At 63.8% G+C, this 15,957-nt stretch carries 12 protein-coding genes, 1 tRNA gene, 1 pseudogene and 1 riboswitch; of the genes and pseudogenes, 1 reads left to right on the plus strand and 13 read right to left on the minus strand.

The window, feature by feature from the left end; all coding sequences use genetic code 11:
* Positions 1 to 388: 388 nt before the first annotated feature.
* The 13 genes and pseudogenes from ACX5I4_RS12690 to ACX5I4_RS12750 form a co-directional block, all read right to left on the minus strand.
* A complete protein-coding gene (locus ACX5I4_RS12690; protein WP_461836980.1) occupies positions 389 to 1,405 on the minus strand; it encodes a LacI family DNA-binding transcriptional regulator in 1,017 nt (338 codons plus the stop codon).
* Between the two features lie 291 nt (positions 1,406 to 1,696).
* Positions 1,697 to 1,769: transfer RNA gene (locus ACX5I4_RS12695), tRNA-Ala, on the minus strand.
* Between the two features lie 143 nt (positions 1,770 to 1,912).
* Complete coding sequence (rsfS, locus tag ACX5I4_RS12700; protein WP_461836981.1) at positions 1,913 to 2,311, minus strand: ribosome silencing factor; 399 nt, start codon at positions 2,309 to 2,311, stop codon at positions 1,913 to 1,915.
* Between the two features lie 66 nt (positions 2,312 to 2,377).
* Positions 2,378 to 3,622 (minus strand): hypothetical protein, encoded by a 1,245-nt coding sequence (locus ACX5I4_RS12705; RefSeq protein WP_461836982.1) that lies wholly within the window; start codon positions 3,620 to 3,622, stop codon positions 2,378 to 2,380.
* 7 nt (positions 3,623 to 3,629) lie between these two features.
* Positions 3,630 to 4,259, minus strand: a complete 630-nt coding sequence (gene nadD / locus ACX5I4_RS12710; protein ID WP_461838716.1) for a nicotinate-nucleotide adenylyltransferase — start codon at positions 4,257 to 4,259, stop codon at positions 3,630 to 3,632.
* Positions 4,260 to 4,305: 46 nt separating this feature from the next.
* Positions 4,306 to 4,545, minus strand: coding sequence for a hypothetical protein (locus ACX5I4_RS12715; protein WP_184741684.1), 240 nt, complete (start codon positions 4,543 to 4,545; stop codon positions 4,306 to 4,308).
* A 79-nt stretch (positions 4,546 to 4,624) separates the two neighbouring features.
* Positions 4,625 to 5,995 (minus strand): glutamate-5-semialdehyde dehydrogenase, encoded by a 1,371-nt coding sequence (locus tag ACX5I4_RS12720; protein WP_461836983.1) that lies wholly within the window; start codon positions 5,993 to 5,995, stop codon positions 4,625 to 4,627.
* Positions 5,992 to 7,182 carry a glutamate 5-kinase gene (proB, locus tag ACX5I4_RS12725; RefSeq protein WP_461836984.1) on the minus strand — a complete coding sequence of 397 codons (1,191 nt, stop codon included), beginning with the start codon at positions 7,180 to 7,182 and terminating at the stop codon, positions 5,992 to 5,994. Before proB ends, ACX5I4_RS12720 begins: the two co-directional genes overlap by 4 nt.
* Positions 7,172 to 8,760: pseudogene (obgE, locus tag ACX5I4_RS12730) on the minus strand (GTPase ObgE). The gene proB and the pseudogene obgE overlap by 11 nt, the downstream one beginning before the upstream one ends.
* A 142-nt stretch (positions 8,761 to 8,902) precedes the next feature.
* Positions 8,903 to 9,166, minus strand: coding sequence for a 50S ribosomal protein L27 (gene rpmA, locus ACX5I4_RS12735; protein ID WP_003803426.1), 264 nt, complete (start codon positions 9,164 to 9,166; stop codon positions 8,903 to 8,905).
* A 60-nt stretch (positions 9,167 to 9,226) separates the two neighbouring features.
* Positions 9,227 to 9,535: a 50S ribosomal protein L21 gene (rplU, locus tag ACX5I4_RS12740; RefSeq protein ID WP_028267456.1), complete on the minus strand. Its 309-nt coding sequence runs from the start codon at positions 9,533 to 9,535 to the stop codon at positions 9,227 to 9,229.
* A 387-nt stretch (positions 9,536 to 9,922) separates the two neighbouring features.
* Positions 9,923 to 11,443, minus strand: a complete 1,521-nt coding sequence (thiD, locus tag ACX5I4_RS12745) for a bifunctional hydroxymethylpyrimidine kinase/phosphomethylpyrimidine kinase (RefSeq protein ID WP_461836985.1) — start codon at positions 11,441 to 11,443, stop codon at positions 9,923 to 9,925.
* Positions 11,435 to 11,531, minus strand: a riboswitch (TPP riboswitch). It overlaps the preceding gene by 9 nt.
* Before the next feature lie 107 nt (positions 11,532 to 11,638).
* Complete coding sequence (locus ACX5I4_RS12750; protein WP_461836986.1) at positions 11,639 to 14,773, minus strand: Rne/Rng family ribonuclease; 3,135 nt, start codon at positions 14,771 to 14,773, stop codon at positions 11,639 to 11,641.
* Positions 14,774 to 15,240: 467 nt separating this feature from the next.
* Between ACX5I4_RS12750 and ACX5I4_RS12755 the strand changes: the two genes are divergently transcribed.
* Positions 15,241 to 15,954: a vitamin K epoxide reductase family protein gene (locus tag ACX5I4_RS12755; RefSeq protein ID WP_461836987.1), complete on the plus strand. Its 714-nt coding sequence runs from the start codon at positions 15,241 to 15,243 to the stop codon at positions 15,952 to 15,954.
* Positions 15,955 to 15,957: the final 3 nt, after the last annotated feature.

The raw sequence follows: 15,957 nt of genomic DNA on the forward strand, positions 1-15,957 counted from the left end.
TCTCCAGGTGCCGTCCTCGCGCTATTCCAGGGCCTCTTCGGCCCGGGAACAAGGGGACGCGGTTGCTCATGGACCCGCTGCGAGAGCCTGGGAATTCCCGTTCGGGGCTGCCGGCCATCGACTGCATCGTCAACAGCCGGGACTGGTACCGAATGATTCCAAGCACGACTTACTTCCTTCGTCTCTGGGAACACTGATCGGAGACCATCCGCCATGTTGTACCAGGAGGAATCTCATCGCCGTTTCGTCGACGCGTCTTGTCGACGCGGGTCGATGGCTCGACAGTAGTTGGCGGCAAAGCGGTGTGTCAAATATCACAATCACGTGTGATGGGACCGCGTCATGAATGCGTCGAATTGGCGGACTGCACCCGAACGGCGCAGAAATTCTACGGCTGGGTGGCGCGTGCCACGGCGGTGCTTCCGCGCAACGTCAGCACCGGTTCTGCAAGCCACTGCTGGGCATCCGCGCCTTCACTCTTGAGGCGCCGGGAAAGGAATTGTGCCGCCTCACGCCCCATGACCCTCGGTTCGGCGGACGCCGTCGTCAGTGCGGGCATGAAGCGCTCCGCGGAGCCGGCACTGGTGTTGATCGCGACAATGGAGAGAGACTCTGGGACTCGCCAACCATGGTTCGCCGCCGCACCCAGAAGGCCCGCGGTTGCCGCTTCATTGATCATGACGAGTCCCGTTGTTTCCGGAGCCTCTTCCAGAATCTGTTCGAACACATCGCGACCACCTGTAAGTGAGCTCGCGGCCGGGAACAGCCGCGCGTTGATACCGTGCCGCGATGCGGATGCTGCCACGGCATCCCACGAGCGGACCATCGGGCCGTAACCGGTGTCCAGGGACTCCCGCGAATGGGTCACAAGACCGATCTCCGTGTGTCCCAAACCCGCCAGATGCGCTACAGCGAGCTCTCCCATGGCTTCGAAATCCGCATCGACAAATGCCAGGCCGTCGGCATCGGTCGGCCGTCCGATCGAGACGAACGGAACACCGGTTTCGATTAGGACTGGAATCCGCTCGTCGAATGACCTGACTTCCATCAGGAGAATTCCATCCACCAGGCCTTGGGCCACGATCCGCTGCATCTCGCCCAGATCCTCAGGGTCCATGGGCCACAGAAGAAGATGGTATCCGTCCGCACGCGCTTGCTCCGCCGCGCCTTGGACATACTCGAATTCCGTGGTGTTCATGCCTTGCTCCCCAACAGGGAAAATCAAGGAGACAATGCCTGTCCGCTTCCCGGCCAAACCCTGGGCCAGTAAGTTCGGCGTATAGCCAAGTTCGGACATGGCCCGCAAGATGCGCTCACGCGTTTCGGGCGCGATCGGCCGGACACCACTGAGGGCATAGGACACGGTGCTCCTGGAAACGCCAGCAATCCGTGCGACATCGGCCATGGTTACCAAGGACTATCCCCCTGCAGTGTCGGTGGCCGGCTGGCGGCGGGCCCGGGAATGACGCAATCCGCCCGACGGCGACGCCCACCCATAGTAAACCGTAATCGGTTGGCAAAGTGGTACAGCCATGCCGAGTTTACTGTTGCATACACTCAACAGCTAGGCGAGCGTGCGGTCCGCGATGTTTGTCTGGCCCACGACACGAAAAAGGGAACCACCCGCCAGGTGGTTCCCTTTTCCAAAAAATTGAGGCCTTACTCGAAACATGAGTTTCGGGTAAGGCCTCCAGGGTGGAGCTGAGGGGACTCGAACCCCTGACCCCCTGCATGCCATGCAGGTGCGCTACCAGCTGCGCCACAGCCCCATATTCTTGCTGCTTCATGAACCGTCCAAGGGCTTCAAATCCCTTGCCCGGTTTCGGATTCCTCCGAAGCAACTCAAATATCTTAGAACAGCATTTCCGAAAATTCCAAATCGGGCATATTCGGCTGGTTTACCCCTCGGCGCCTAGGATTCCTCGACGGCGGGAGCCTTCGCCGAGGCGTCGTCACCCAGATCCAGATCCACTACCGGGCAGTCTTTCCACAGTCGTTCCAGGGCGTAGAAGACCCGGTCCTCGGTGTGCTGGACGTGCACCACGATGTCAGCGTAGTCCAGAAGGACCCACCGGCCTTCGGAACGGCCTTCACGGCGGACCGGGCGAAGATCCTGCTTGAGCAGCTCTTCCTCGATGCCGTCAACGATGGCGTTGACCTGGCGTTCCGTCGGAGCGGACGCGATCAGGAAGACATCGGTCAGGGCCAGGCGTTCGCTGACGTCCAAGGCGATGATGTCCTCAGCCAGCTTGTCCGCTGCCGCGCGGGCGGCATGGCGGGCTAAGAGGACGGATTGTTCATGTGCAGTCACGGGACTCCTTGTATGCGGCTTTCGAAGATAGATCGAAGCCTGTTTGGTGGCCTAAAGCCTTTGTTGTCAGCGGGAAAGTCCGCTGGTGATCATGATGATGCCCGCAATCAGGGCGACCGCTCCGATACCAACGAGCCCAAGGACCAGGATCCGGGCACGCTGGGCGCGTCCGAGTCCCGCCGTCGCGGCGTCGAGGGGTTCAAGGCCGTAAGCCGAACTTGCCGAAATGGGCGGATGTTCGGCCACTTCGCCAAACGCGTCGCCACCTGATGCGGAGTCCGACGCCGGGCGCCGGCCCGCCGCTTTTGCGGCGGCTTCAGCACGCGCCAAGACGCCGGCCCGGCCGCGCAGGCTGCGTGGTTTGCCCGACGCCGACTGCCCGGGCTTCAATTTCGGTGCGGGGGAAGTCACAAGAGGGACAAAGGTAGTGCTGGGCGGCTTCATGACTGGACGGTCCAGTCCCGGAACCTTGACGAATTCCAAGGGCGTGACCATGGCGAGGTTGCTGGCCGCAGAAGGCTCAACCCGGTCCTGCGCAGGAGGACGGCTGTTCTGCTCTGCAAGCTTCTGCTTGGCCATGGCCCTCTTGTTGAGGATCGCCTCGCGTTCAGCCTGGGCGATTTGTTCCGCCAAAGCCTCAGGATCGGCAGGCTCAACGTCGGTCCCGGAAACCCCGGGTCCGGGGACCGCGACCTTTTGCACCGCCGATTCCATTGCTGCGATGTGTTCGAGCTTGTTGGACTGGTTGTTCGCCTGGGCCGCCAGGAGCTCGCGCGCCATCAAGGCCTGCTCCACGGTCATTTCCGGGGCACCTGGAGGCGGGCCTGCCGTAACCCGGACACCACCGTCAGGCAATGTGCCGATGGGAACGCCGCCGGCTTGCTGCTTGCCGGAAGCCTGGGCCGGGTTGCCGGTTGTCCTGGGTCCGGATCCGGGTGCAGCGACGATCGGGATCGCCGAGGTACCGGGGGCAACTTCCTCCTGCAGCTGCTGCAAGCGCAGCTGACGGCGTGTAGGCGGACCGCCCCGGGAAAGTTGCTGCTCCTTGCCCGCGAGCTCCTTGATGGCGCGGAGGGCAGCGCGGTCGCGCGCACGGGCCTGGGATGAACGTTCCGCTGCTGGCTTCGCGTCCACCGGGGCATCGGCTACGCGGCGCACCCGGTTGACCGAAGCGCCCCCGGGCGCGTGGTTGGCGTCGTCTGAGGCAGCGTTCTCCGCCGCTTCCGGGCTTCCGCCGGCTTGTTCCAGGCGTGCGTCCCGGGCTCGTCGAAGGTCACGCCGGCTACGGATGGGGGGCTGTTCCTGGCTCATTCAAAACTCACTCAGTACGTGCTTGGTGGTCTGATCCGGTCATAGCATGCAGGGGCTCCCCCATGCCGGGCTTGCCCGAGTACAGCTTGTATTTGGCGATGTACTGCACCACGCCATCGGGCACGAGGTACCAGACCGGATTGCCTGCACCCACACGCGCGCGGCAATCCGTCGAGGAAATCGCCATGGCAGGCACTTCCAGGAGGCTGACGTCCTCCCTGCCCATGCCATCAAGAACATGGCCAGGCCTGGTGACACCCACAAAGTGCGCCAAGGACCAGAGCTCGTCGACATCCTTCCACGACAGGATCTGCGCCAAGGCGTCCGCACCCGTGATGAAGAACAGATCGGCGTCCGGCCGCTGGGTCCGGAGGTCGCGCAGGGTATCGATAGTGAACGTGGGACCGGGGCGGTCCACATCCACACGGCTTACCGTGAAATTGGGATTGGAAGCCGTAGCAATGACGGTCATCAAGTAACGGTGCTCAGGTTCGCTGACCTGCTTGTTCGACTTTTGCCAGGGCTGGCCGGTGGGCACGAAGACCACCTCGTCCAGCCGAAACTTGGCTGCAACCTCACTGGCAGCAACCAAGTGGCCGTGGTGAATGGGATCGAATGTCCCACCCATCACGCCCAGGCGAAGTCGGCGCCCCGTTTCCTCGAAGGGTTTTGCGGCGGAAATGTTAGTGACCCAGCCCTGGGTGCTTGGCCGGGTGCTGGCGGTGCGGATCCGAGTGCTCGTCGACGGCGTCGTGACGGTTGCCGAGGTTGGTGTAGGAGACTGCCACAAACATCAGGACCAGCAGGATGCTGAACATGGACACACCGAAAACCCACGGTTCAGCCCACAGCGGCGCAGGTGCCTCGTGTCCGGTTTCGCCCCCTTGAGCGAGAATGGAAATGGCGATCTGCTGAAACTGCATTTTCTCCCCTAGCGGTTCAAAGGATTTCGACGGCGGATCCTCCCACCGTTCAGGACTTCTGTTCTATGTTACAGCGTTGTTAGCCGCGGATCTGGCCTTCACCCTGGACGATCCACTTGGTGGTGGTCAGTTCAGTGAGGCCCATGGGACCGCGGGCATGCAGTTTCTGCGTGGAGATTCCCACCTCGGCGCCCAAGCCGAGCTCGCCGCCGTCGGTGAAACGCGTGGACGCGTTCACAATGACAGCCGCAGAGTCGATATCCGCGATGAACTTCTCGGCGTTGGCCAAGTTGTTCGTCAGGATGGCTTCCGTGTGTCCCGTGGACCACTTGCGGATGTGGGCGACCGCCTCGTCGAGGTTGTCTACCATGGCAACCGCGAGATCAAGGTCCATGTATTCCGTAGCCCAATCGACGTCGTCGGCGGGAACCGTTTCCACGGCGCCGGACAGCGCTGCCTGGATCCGGGAATCGACGTGGAGGGTGACGCCGGCAGAACGCAGTGCAGCAGCGACCGCCGGCAGCACAGTCGATTTCGAGTGCACGAGGAGCGTCTCCACGGTGTTGCAAACGCTGGGGCGCTGGGTCTTGGCGTTGAGCAGGATATCAACGGCCATGTCTTCGCTGGCTGACTCGTCGATGAAGATATGGACGTTGCCTTCGCCGGTCTCGATGACGGGCACGGAGGAGTTGTTCACCACAGTCTGGATCAGCTCGCGTCCGCCGCGGGGAATCAGCACGTCCACCCGGCCCCGGGCACGCATGAGCACATTGGCGCCCTCGCGGCCGAACTGGTCAACGGTCTGCACGGCGTCGGCCGGTAGACCAACGGATTCCAGCGCGTCGCGGAGGATGGTCACCAGGGCCGCGTTGGTGAGGGCCGCAGCCGATCCGCCGCGCAGGATCACGGCGTTGCCGCTCTTCAGGGCAAGTCCGGCGATGTCAACGGTGACGTTGGGACGGGCCTCGTAAATCGCTGCGACGACGCCCATGGGCACGTTGATCTGGCGCAAGCGCAGCCCGTTGGGCAGAGTCTGGCCGCGGACGACGTTGCCGACGGGGTCCGGCAAGCCTGCCAGGTTTTCAAGGGCGGCAACAAGGCCGTCGATGCGAGCGGGAGTGAGGGTCAGACGGTCCAGCAAGGCAGCAGAGGTTCCGTTGCCGCGGCCCGACTCAACGTCTTTGGCGTTGGCAGCGAGGATTGACTCCTGCTGCTCCTTGAGGGCCGCGCCGATCGCGTGCAGCGCACGGTCCTTCCAGGCACGGTTCGCCTGGCCCATGCGCCGTGCGGCCTGCCGTGAGCGGTCCGCGATCGCGTGCACGGCCGCCTCGACGTGCTCGGGGGCGAGCGGCACGGTTCCCGGCTCCGTAGTTTCCGGCACCTGGGCGGCATTGCCGGAACTCAGGGCGTCGGTCATCACGGGAGAATCAGGGGTTAGGGCCTCAGTCATTCTCCAAGTTTAGTGGAGCGGGACGGCTGGACCAGTACGAGGTCGTCAACATGAACAATTACGCGGTCATATCCGCGGCCAAGGTTCTTGGCGAGCTCCTTGGTGGAGCGCCCGAGCATGCGGGGAAGCTCTTCGGCGGAGTAGTTGACCAGCCCCCTGGCAATGACGGTGCCCTCGGCGGAAACCATCTCCACGGGATCGCCCGGCTCGAAGTCTCCCTGCACCGACGATATTCCTGCGGGCAGCAGCGAAGTGTGACGGTCGCGCACGGCTTTGACGGCGCCGTCGTCGAGCACCAAACGGCCGCGAACGGATGCGAGGTGGGCCAACCACAAGAGGCGGACGGGCTTGCGGTTGCCGTTGATGGCAAACCACGTACCCACGTCCTCGCCAGCGAGGGCGGCGGCGGCATTGGCCGTGGACGTCACAAGGGCGTGGATGCCGGAGCCGGCCGCGATGGAAGCAGCTTCCACCTTGGTGGTCATGCCACCGGTGCCGACGCCCGCTTTGCCGGCCTTGCCGATAGTCACCCCGACGAGGTCCTGCGGACCGGTGACGAGTGGAATGCGCTTGGCACCCAGCGACGGCGGACCGTCGTAGAGGGCGTCGACGTCGGAAAGCAGGACCAGCGCGTCGGCCCGGACCAGGTGCGCCACCAAAGCGGCGAGCCGGTCGTTGTCACCAAAACGGATTTCATGCGTGGCAACGGTGTCGTTTTCGTTGACAACAGGCACGACGCCGAGGTTCAGCAGGCGGTCCAGAGCCCGGTATGCATTGCTGTGCTGCGTGCGCCGCATCAGGTCATCGGCAGTCAGCAGCACCTGGCTGACAGTGACTCCGTGCGCGGCAAAAGCCTGCGAGTAACGCGCCATCAACAGCCCTTGCCCCACGCTGGCCGCGGCCTGCTGCGTGGCGAGGTCCTTGGGACGCTTGGCGAGGCCAAGCGGCGCGAGACCTGCCGCGATGGCCCCGGAAGAGACCAGGATGATCTCCGTCCCGGAGTTGCGCTTCTCGGCCAATGCGTGGACGAGGGCCGTCAGCGCTTTCTCCGAGATGCCGCCCTTGATGCTGGTCAGCGAGGAGGAACCCACCTTCACCACGATCCGCTTGGCGCCAGCCAAGGCCTGGCGCTCGGCGGCGTCGGCGGCTTCAGTCACGTCGGGGAAGCGGGCCGTACTAGTCGTCATTTTCGGCTTCCAGGCCGCTTTCCTTCAGGGGCTGGGGTGCACGACGGCGGCTGACGGACTCAGTCCAGATGCCCGCCTTGCGCTCGGCTTCGAGCTCAGCGCGCGCAGCAGCCTTTGCTTCGCGGCGCTCGATCTGCTCGTCTCGCTTCTGGGAACGGGTGGGGCGGTCGCCGATGTCGGCAACGCGGATGTCGGTGCCTCGAGGCGTCGCAAGGAGTTCCGCACCGGCCATCATGGTGGGCTCCCAGTCGAAGACAACGCCGTCCTCTTCGCCGATCACCACGGTGTCACCCGGAACGGCACCCATCTTGAACAACTCGTTTTCGATGCCGAGCTTGGCCAGGCGATCGGCAAGATATCCAATGGCTTCTTCGTTGGTGAAGTCGGTCTGCTTGACCCAGCGGACCGGCTTCTCCCCAGCACGCGGAAGAGTGGTTCGAGGTTCTTTTCCTCGCGGCGGATCTTGAAGCCGGTTTCGTTGACGGCCCGGGGGCGGAGCACAGGCGCCGCAACCTTGGGAGGCGCGATGGCAATTGCCTTGCGGGCGGCCATGACGATCTCGCCCATCGCGAAACTCAGTTGGCGCAGGCCCTCATGGCTCGTGGCAGAGACTTCGAAAACGCGGTAGCCGCGCCCCTCCAGCTCCGGACGGACAAACTCGGCCATGTCCCGCCCATCAGGCAAGTCCACTTTGTTCAGCACGACGAGCTTGGGGCGCTCGTTCAGGGGAACCACTTCGCCGTCCACGCCGGCGTAGCTCATGTCCACCGCGTACTTATCCAGCTCCTGCTCGATGATCGCGAGATCCGAGAGGGGGTCCCTGTCCGATTCCAAGGTTCCGCAGTCCAGGACATGCACCAGCGCGGCGCAACGTTCTACGTGGCGAAGGAAGTTGTGGCCCAGGCCCTTGCCCTCGCTCGCGCCTTCAATCAGCCCGGGAACATCGGCAATGGTGAACCGGACGTCACCGGCCTGGACAACGCCAAGGTTGGGGATCAGGGTGGTGAACGGGTAGTCGGCGATCTTGGGACGCGCCGCAGACATCGCCGCGATGAGGCTGGACTTGCCCGCGGAAGGGAAGCCAACCAGCGCGATATCAGCAATGGACTTCAGTTCCAGGACGATGTCGCTGGAGTCGCCTTCAATGCCCAGGAGGGCGAAACCGGGCGCGCGGCGCTTCTGCGAAGAAAGTGAGGCATTGCCAAGGCCGCCTTGGCCGCCAGCCGCTGCGATGAACTCAGTGCCTTCACCTACGAGGTCAGCCAGGACCACGCCGTCCTTGGTCTTGACCACAGTGCCGTCCGGGACGGGAAGCACCAGGGTTTCACCGTTCTTGCCGCCGCGCCAATCACCCATGCCCGGGCCACCGTTGGTCGCGTGGCGGTGGGGTGCGTGGTGGTAATCAAGCAGCGTGGTGGTCTGGGAGTCAACCCGCAGGATGACGTCGCCGCCGTTGCCGCCGTTGCCGCCGTCGGGTCCGCCGAGGGGCTTGAACTTCTCGCGCTTAACAGAGACACAGCCGTGGCCGCCTGTTCCGCCGGATACGTGAAGTACTACCCGGTCTACGAAGGTCGCCACGTGTTTCTCCTCTTTGTGGAATTACTGCTTGCAATACCTGATGCCGGCTGATGTGCCGACGCGCGCCCTAGTAAATTCTAGTGCGGTTAAAAGACAGGTGGAGCGGGCCATACGGCCCGCTCCACCCATTCAGAACGTGTTATTACTCTGCAGCTGCAGCAGCAACGATGTTCACTACGCGACGGCCACGGCGAGTACCGAACTCAACCGCACCTGCCTGCAGGGCGAACAGGGTGTCGTCGCCACCGCGGCCGACACCGGCGCCCGGGTGGAAGTGGGTGCCACGCTGGCGGACGATGATCTCGCCTGCGGAAACGACCTGGCCACCGAAGCGCTTTACGCCGAGGTACTGGGCGTTGGAGTCACGACCGTTGCGAGTGGAGCTCGCGCCTTTTTTATGTGCCATTTGAAATGCCTGCCTTTAAATTCTGGGGAATCTGTTGAAAACCTGAAAAGCAACCAGTGGTTACTTGATACCGGTGATCTTGATCTTGGTCAGTTCTTGACGGTGACCCTGGCGCTTCTTGTAGCCGGTCTTGTTCTTGAACTTCTGGATGACGATCTTCGGACCACGGAGGTCTTCGAGGATCTCAGCCGTAACCTTGACCTTGGCCAGATCCGCAGCGGCGGACGTGACCTTGTCACCGTCCACCAGGAGCAGTGCGGGCAGCTCAAGGGTGCTGCCGGCTCCACCGGGGACGCGGTTCAGGGTTACGTAGTCTCCAACGGAAACCTTTTCTTGGCGGCCGCCTGCGCGGACAATCGCGTACACCACTTGGGCACTCACTTCTCTCGACGTTTATTACTAAATTTGCGTGCGGAACCCCGAACCGAAAACGGGCCTGGTTCACGCTGTGCCTCAACGCCGTGGATTCCGTTACGGAATCCATGAGTTATCCCTCAAACAGTTCCACGCGAAAATTAGTTCCACGTGAAAGGTCTCTAGGGGCATAACCCAAGTGTTGGCGTAAGCACCGAAGATCTAGATTACGCTAGTTTCGCCTTCGGCTGCAAATGAGGCCAAGGTCCGGAGGCTGCCACGTGATGACTGCCACAGACTGGCTATGCCGCCATCCGGTACCGTGCCCGTCCACCTTACCCTGCCGGCCGGGAAAAGTACGGATCGCCGGCCCGACACGCTGCAGCGCCCGCCGAAACGGCCTCAGCCATGCAGCCTTGGAGCATCGAAGAACGCGGTTTCGTAGCGGCAGGATTGGGAAAACGCCTCCATCATTGCCACGCGCTCCGCGGGCGATGCGGCCTGCGCAGCAGCATCTGTGATGTCGATCGCTGTGCGGGTTGCCTCGGCGAACGCCTCGTCCGCATAGGTGCGCAGCCAGTCCGCATAAGGGTGCTCGTCCGACGCGCCCCCCTGTATGTAGCCAAGGTGGAGCTGCTGTCCCACCTCGGCGTACAACCAGTAGCAGGGCAGCACGGCAGCCAGCAGCACGGCATAACTGCCCGAGGCAGATGCCGCCAGCAAGTGGTCCACGTAGGCCTTGGTGACTGGGCCCAGCTCTCCGCTTACCTGGCGTCCGCTGAGCCAATTCCGGTGCAGCTCAGACTCGACTTCGAGGCACATCTGCGAGCCGCGGGCCCAGAACAGCTGTTCGGTTTCGCTTGGGGCGAGGGCGCTTGCCCGCGCCAGGACCCTCGAATAGCCGTTGAGATAGATGGCATCCTGCGATAAGTAATAGCTGAACTGCGATTCGCTGAGCCCACCGGATTGCAAGTCTTGGATGAAGTCCAGACCATAGATCGCTTCGAGTTCCGAGTTCGCGGCGTCCCACATCCGGGCCGCGAAAGCACCCGGCTGGAGGGCGTGCTGGTGCGCGTGGAAGTGATGGATCGGGCCGCTGCCTTTCCCCACTTCCAATACCTCGGACTGGGTCAGCGCCTCCTGGAGCCAAAGCTTGACAACGCGCAGTGCCGACTCCCAGTCGCCAAGCCGCGCCTTGGCCGTCGCCATCGCCGAGGACAGGGAACACCCAGTGCCATGGCTGTTCCGGGTCTCCACTCGCTGGCCGGCGAACTCGACGACGTCCTGGCTCAGGAGTCCCCCGGTGTTGACGAGGGCGTCCGGGCAGTCGGCTCCCTCCAGATGACCGCCCTTCACCAAAACGGTGTTTCCGCAGGCGGCCGCCAAACGCTTGCCCTGCTCCAGCGCCGATGACCAGTCCGTGGCCTCGGGTTCGCCAAGCAGCATTGCCAATTCGGGAAGGTTGGGGGTCACCAGGTCAGCAAGGGGCAGGAGTTCCCGCAGCGCGGTTTCTGCAGACTCTGCCAGGAGCCGGTCGCCGCTGGTGGCGATCATCACCGGATCCAAAACCACGACGGCGGGGCGAACCTCGCCGAGCCAGCGGCGGACCTCGTCGATGACCGCTGCGTCACCGAGCATGCCGATTTTGACGGCGTCCACCGTGATGTCATCGCTGATGGCGTCCAACTGCTGGCGCAGGAACTCTACGGGAGGCACATGAACGCCCTTGACTCCCTGCGTATTCTGCACCGTGAGCGCCGTGATGACCGCCATGCCATAGCCCCCATTGGCTGCGATGCTCTTGAGGTCGGCTTGGATCCCGGCACCACCCGATGGATCGGAACCGGCAATGCTCAGGACCCTGGGAACGGTGCGCCGGGCGGCCTTGAGCGGATAGACGGCTGAATGCGCTGAAACAGTCATGCGAGACATCCCTTCGCCGGTGCTAACCGGACAGGTTCAACGGGTCTGGTCTCAGCCGGCTTGGTGCGCGGCACCCCGTGTCAGTCCCCTAGCTTAACCCGGATCACGCGGCGCCCGCTGAAATCGCCGACAACGCGGAAGCCCCGGCAGCTTCCACAGGAGCGGAAACGGCCGGGGCTTCGGACAGGTACTGCTTTAGAGCTCGGACTTGGGCACGCCGACACCGAGGATGATCGGCTCAGCTGCCGCAGCCGGTTTGGCCGGAGCCGCGGCAGGCGCCTTGGCCTCGTGTGCGGCGCCACCTGAAGCGGACGCAGCGACCTCGTGGTGCTCCACGTTGGTGGCGTTGGCGGCACCCTGCGGCCTGCTGGCACTACGGTTGCGGCGCCCCCGGCGTCCACGGGATCCAGACTCCAGGGATTCCCCGGCTGGACCGGCCGCGGAGGCCCCTGCGGGCGCTTCCTCGGCTACGGCTGCCTTCGCTTCGATGTCAGGAGCCTCACCAAGGCCCGCAAACGCTTGTGCCAACAGATCCAGGCTCATGGCAGGCGCCCCGTTGGCCGGCTCTTCGTGGTGAACGAAGGGCAACGCGACCTCCTCACCGCCAAACCGCAGCACCGGCTTCGAGCGTTCCTCGGCGCTTGACGCAGCGGCAGGAGCCTGGATTGGGGCCGCAGGGGCCTGAACCGGGGTTGCTTCCGCTACGTGCGCACCAGCCAGCGATTCCGCGGCGTGGTGCAACTCGTCGTCGTGCAGGTGGGCGGCGTGGGCCGCAGCAGCGATGGTGGCGAGGGCAGCGCGGGTGGCTGCCTGGCGATTGGGATCCGCCGTTTCGACGTGGACCGGGGCCGGAGGGCTCATCGGGAGCTCAGTGGTCCCCTGCCCTGTGCCCCTGCCGCGGCGGCGCTTGCGCTGCTCCGTGCGGGCGGCGGGCTGCGATTCGGTACGCGGGTGGTGGTGCTCGGCGGCCACTACGTTGGCGCGACGGTGCTCCACCGGCTCGTCGTGGGTGACGATTCCCCGTCCTGCACACGTTTCACACTGCTCGCCGAACACCTCAAGCAGGCCAGTGCCCATGCGCTTGCGGGTCATCTGGACCAGGCCAAGCGAGGTCACTTCGGCAACCTGGTGCTTGGTGCGGTCCCGGCCGAGGCACTCGACCAGGCGGCGCAACACGAGGTCACGGTTGGATTCCAGGACCATGTCGATGAAGTCGATGACGATGATTCCGCCGATATCGCGCAAGCGCAGTTGACGGACCACTTCTTCGGCGGCTTCAAGGTTGTTCTTGGTGACGGTTTCCTCAAGGTTGCCACCGCTGCCGGTGAACTTGCCTGTGTTGACGTCGACAACCGTCATGGCCTCGGTGCGGTCGATGACGAGGGAACCGCCGGAGGGCAGGAAGACCTTGCGCTCCAATGCCTTGTGGATCTGTTCGTCCACGCGCCATGCCGAGAAGATGTCCTGATCTGAGGTCCACTTTTCGAGGCGGCCCACCAGATCCGGAGCCACGTAGGTCACGTAGGCCTCGATAGTGTCCCAAGCTTCATCACCGGAGACGATGAGCTTGGAGAAGTCCTCGTTGAAGACGTCACGGACAACCTTGATGGTGAGGTCCGGTTCGCCGTACAACAATTCGGGCGCGAGAATCTTGGTGGAGGTGGACTGGCTTTCGATGCCTTCCCACTGGGCACGCAGGCGGTTGATATCGTGCGTCAGCTCTTCCTCGGAAGCACCCTCGGCTGCGGTCCGGACGATGACGCCCGCGTTGTCCGGGAGGCGATCCTTCAAGATCCGCTTCAGGCGGTTGCGCTCGACGTCGGGCAGTTTGCGGGAGATACCGGTCATGGAACCACCGGGCACGTACACGAGGTAGCGGCCCGGAAGCGAAATCTGGCTCGTCAGGCGCGCACCCTTGTGGCCCACAGGGTCCTTGGTGACCTGTACCAGCACGGAGTCGCCGGACTTCAGGGCGTTTTCAATGCGACGCGGCTTGCCTTCCAGGGTGACGGCATCCCAGTTGACTTCACCGGCGTACAGCACGGCGTTGCGGCCACGTCCGATATCGACGAATGCGGCTTCCATCGACGGGAGCACGTTCTGGACCTTGCCCAGGTAGACGTTCCCGATCAGGGAATCCTGCTGCGTCTTGGACACGAAGTGCTCGGCGAGCACGCCGTCTTCCAGGACACCGATCTGGATCCTGTCGTCGCGCTGGCGAACGATCATCTGGCGGTCCACGGACTCGCGGCGTGCCAGGAATTCGGCTTCGGTGATGACCTGGCGGCGGCGGCCGGTTTCGCGGGACTCCCGGCGGCGCTGCTTCTTGGCCTCAAGGCGCGTGGAGCCCTTGACGTTCGTGACGCGATCGGAGCTGGTGGTGGACTCCATGTGCGCGCGGGGGGCACGGACACGGGTCACAGTGTTGGGGGGATCGTCGTCTCCGCCGCCTGTGAGTTCCAGGTCCTGGTCTCCGCGACGACGGCGCCGACGACGGCGGGAGGTCACGCCTTCCTCAAGGACTTCTTCAGTGCCGGCCTCGGCCTCGTCTTCGGACTCGGCAGAAGCTTCTTCTCCCGAGGCATCTTCGGTGCCGCGACGCCCCCGGCGCCCGCGGCTACGACGGCGACGACGGCTACCGGCTTCTTCGAGTTCGCCTTCCTCGGCGGTTTCCTCAAGACCGGCAACAGGTTCAGCTTCGACCACGACCGGCCGTGCCACAGTGCTCAGGTCCGGTGCCTGGAAAATCATTGAGGTGATGGAAGCAGGTTCGAGGAACAGCGAGGCGACCGGGCTTGCAGCTGCGGTCTCAGCGGCCGGCTCTTCAGCAACCGTTTCTTCCGTGGCTGGCTCATCAGCGACCGCGGTCCCAGGGCCTTCTTCGGCGGGTGCGGGCTGGGCGGCCGGCGCTTCCGCGACTGTATCCGCGGCAGCAGGCTCGGTGGTCTTCGCCTTCGTAGTACGACGACGGCGGACCGGCTTTTCCGGGGCCGCTTCAGTTTCTGCTGCAATTTCAGGTTCCACGACGGCAGGAGCCTCTGCTACCTCGCCACCGGCGGAAGCTTCTTCAGCGAATCCCGGCAACGGCTCGGGAGTGTCGACCTTCTTGCGTGCCCGGCTGCGCCGGACAGGAGCCTTGGATGCTTCGGCACCTGCGTCTTCGGCAAGCGGCTCCGCAGCGGAGGCGGTAGCTCCGGCGTCGGGGGCTTCTTCCGCGACGACCGCCTTCGGCACTGCCTTGCGGCGGGTGCGAGTGACTTTCTTGGGTGTTTCAGCGGTTTCGGTGGACGCCGCATCTTCGGCGGCGGCTACAACTTGCTCGTTATCCATATGTGGTGACACTCCTGCCCTTGCGCAACCGCCACATCCGGCGCCCAGAGGGGCAAATATTGTCAAAACCCGCAGGCGTCGACAGAAGTCAGTAGTGGTCTTTCCGGTTCGCACCAGCTTGGGGGTGCGGCATTCACGGAAAGCCGGCCTTGCTCCAAACCCGTTGTTCTAGTGCCACAACCAGGTGCCGTCCATAGCCACCGCGGGCCTACCGGGGATCAACGGATCCTGGGCATGCCCTGCACGTGAATGGCGGTCTTGCGAACAAGATACCGGACCGGATTCCGCATGTGGATCGGCTTCCGGCCATGTTCATTCTCTCACACGCCCGCGCCCCCGGCAGGAATCACCTCGCGAAAGCTTCCGTGCCGCGACCCGCTGGACGCCGTATCCAGCCACCGAGACTAGAATCCTCCCAAGAGCACCCCCGGCCCTGAGCCGGGCCTTCCAGAAAAGGACCGCCAACCATGCCGAGCCCCGCCAGCCCGAACCTGGCCAATAACGATGCCCGCCCCCTGCGGAAGGACAACACAGGGAAGGACAACAAGCGAAAAACCCCCGATGGGAAAAACACCGCCGAAGCGGCCGTGCCGCGCTTGCTCCGCGACCGGCCCATTGCGTGGCTGCTGCTCGTCACCGGCGCCATCGCATGGCTGGCATCCGGGGCGCTCGTGCTGGAAAAGCTGCAGGTTCTCATCGACCCGAACCACGCAACGGTCTGCGACGTCAATCCGTGGGTGTCCTGCGGAAGCGTCATGAAGACACCGCAGAGTTCGGTCTTCGGCTTCCCCAACATGTTCATCGGCATCGTGGCGTTTGCCGTGATCATCACCACTGCCATGGCGATCTTTGCGGGGGCCAAGTTCGCCCGCTGGTACTGGATCGGGCTGCAGACCGGCGTGACTCTGGGCTTCATCTTCATCGTGTGGCTGTGGTCGCAGGCTTTGTATGTCATTCACGTCCTGTGCCCGTTCTGCATGGTGGTGTGGGCATGCATGATCCCGCTGTTCGTGTTCGTGACCATCAGGAACGTAGTGCACGGGGTCATTCCGGCGCCCGCCCGCTTGGCCAAGATCCTGGGCGAATCCGGTTGGATCATTTCCGCGCTGCTCTACGTCGCCGTCATCGCGAGCATCTTCTTTGCCTTCATCAACGTCTTCATCGGCACGTCGGGCTACTGAGCG

The sequence above is a fragment of the Arthrobacter sp. MMS24-S77 genome, from assembly GCF_054888235.1.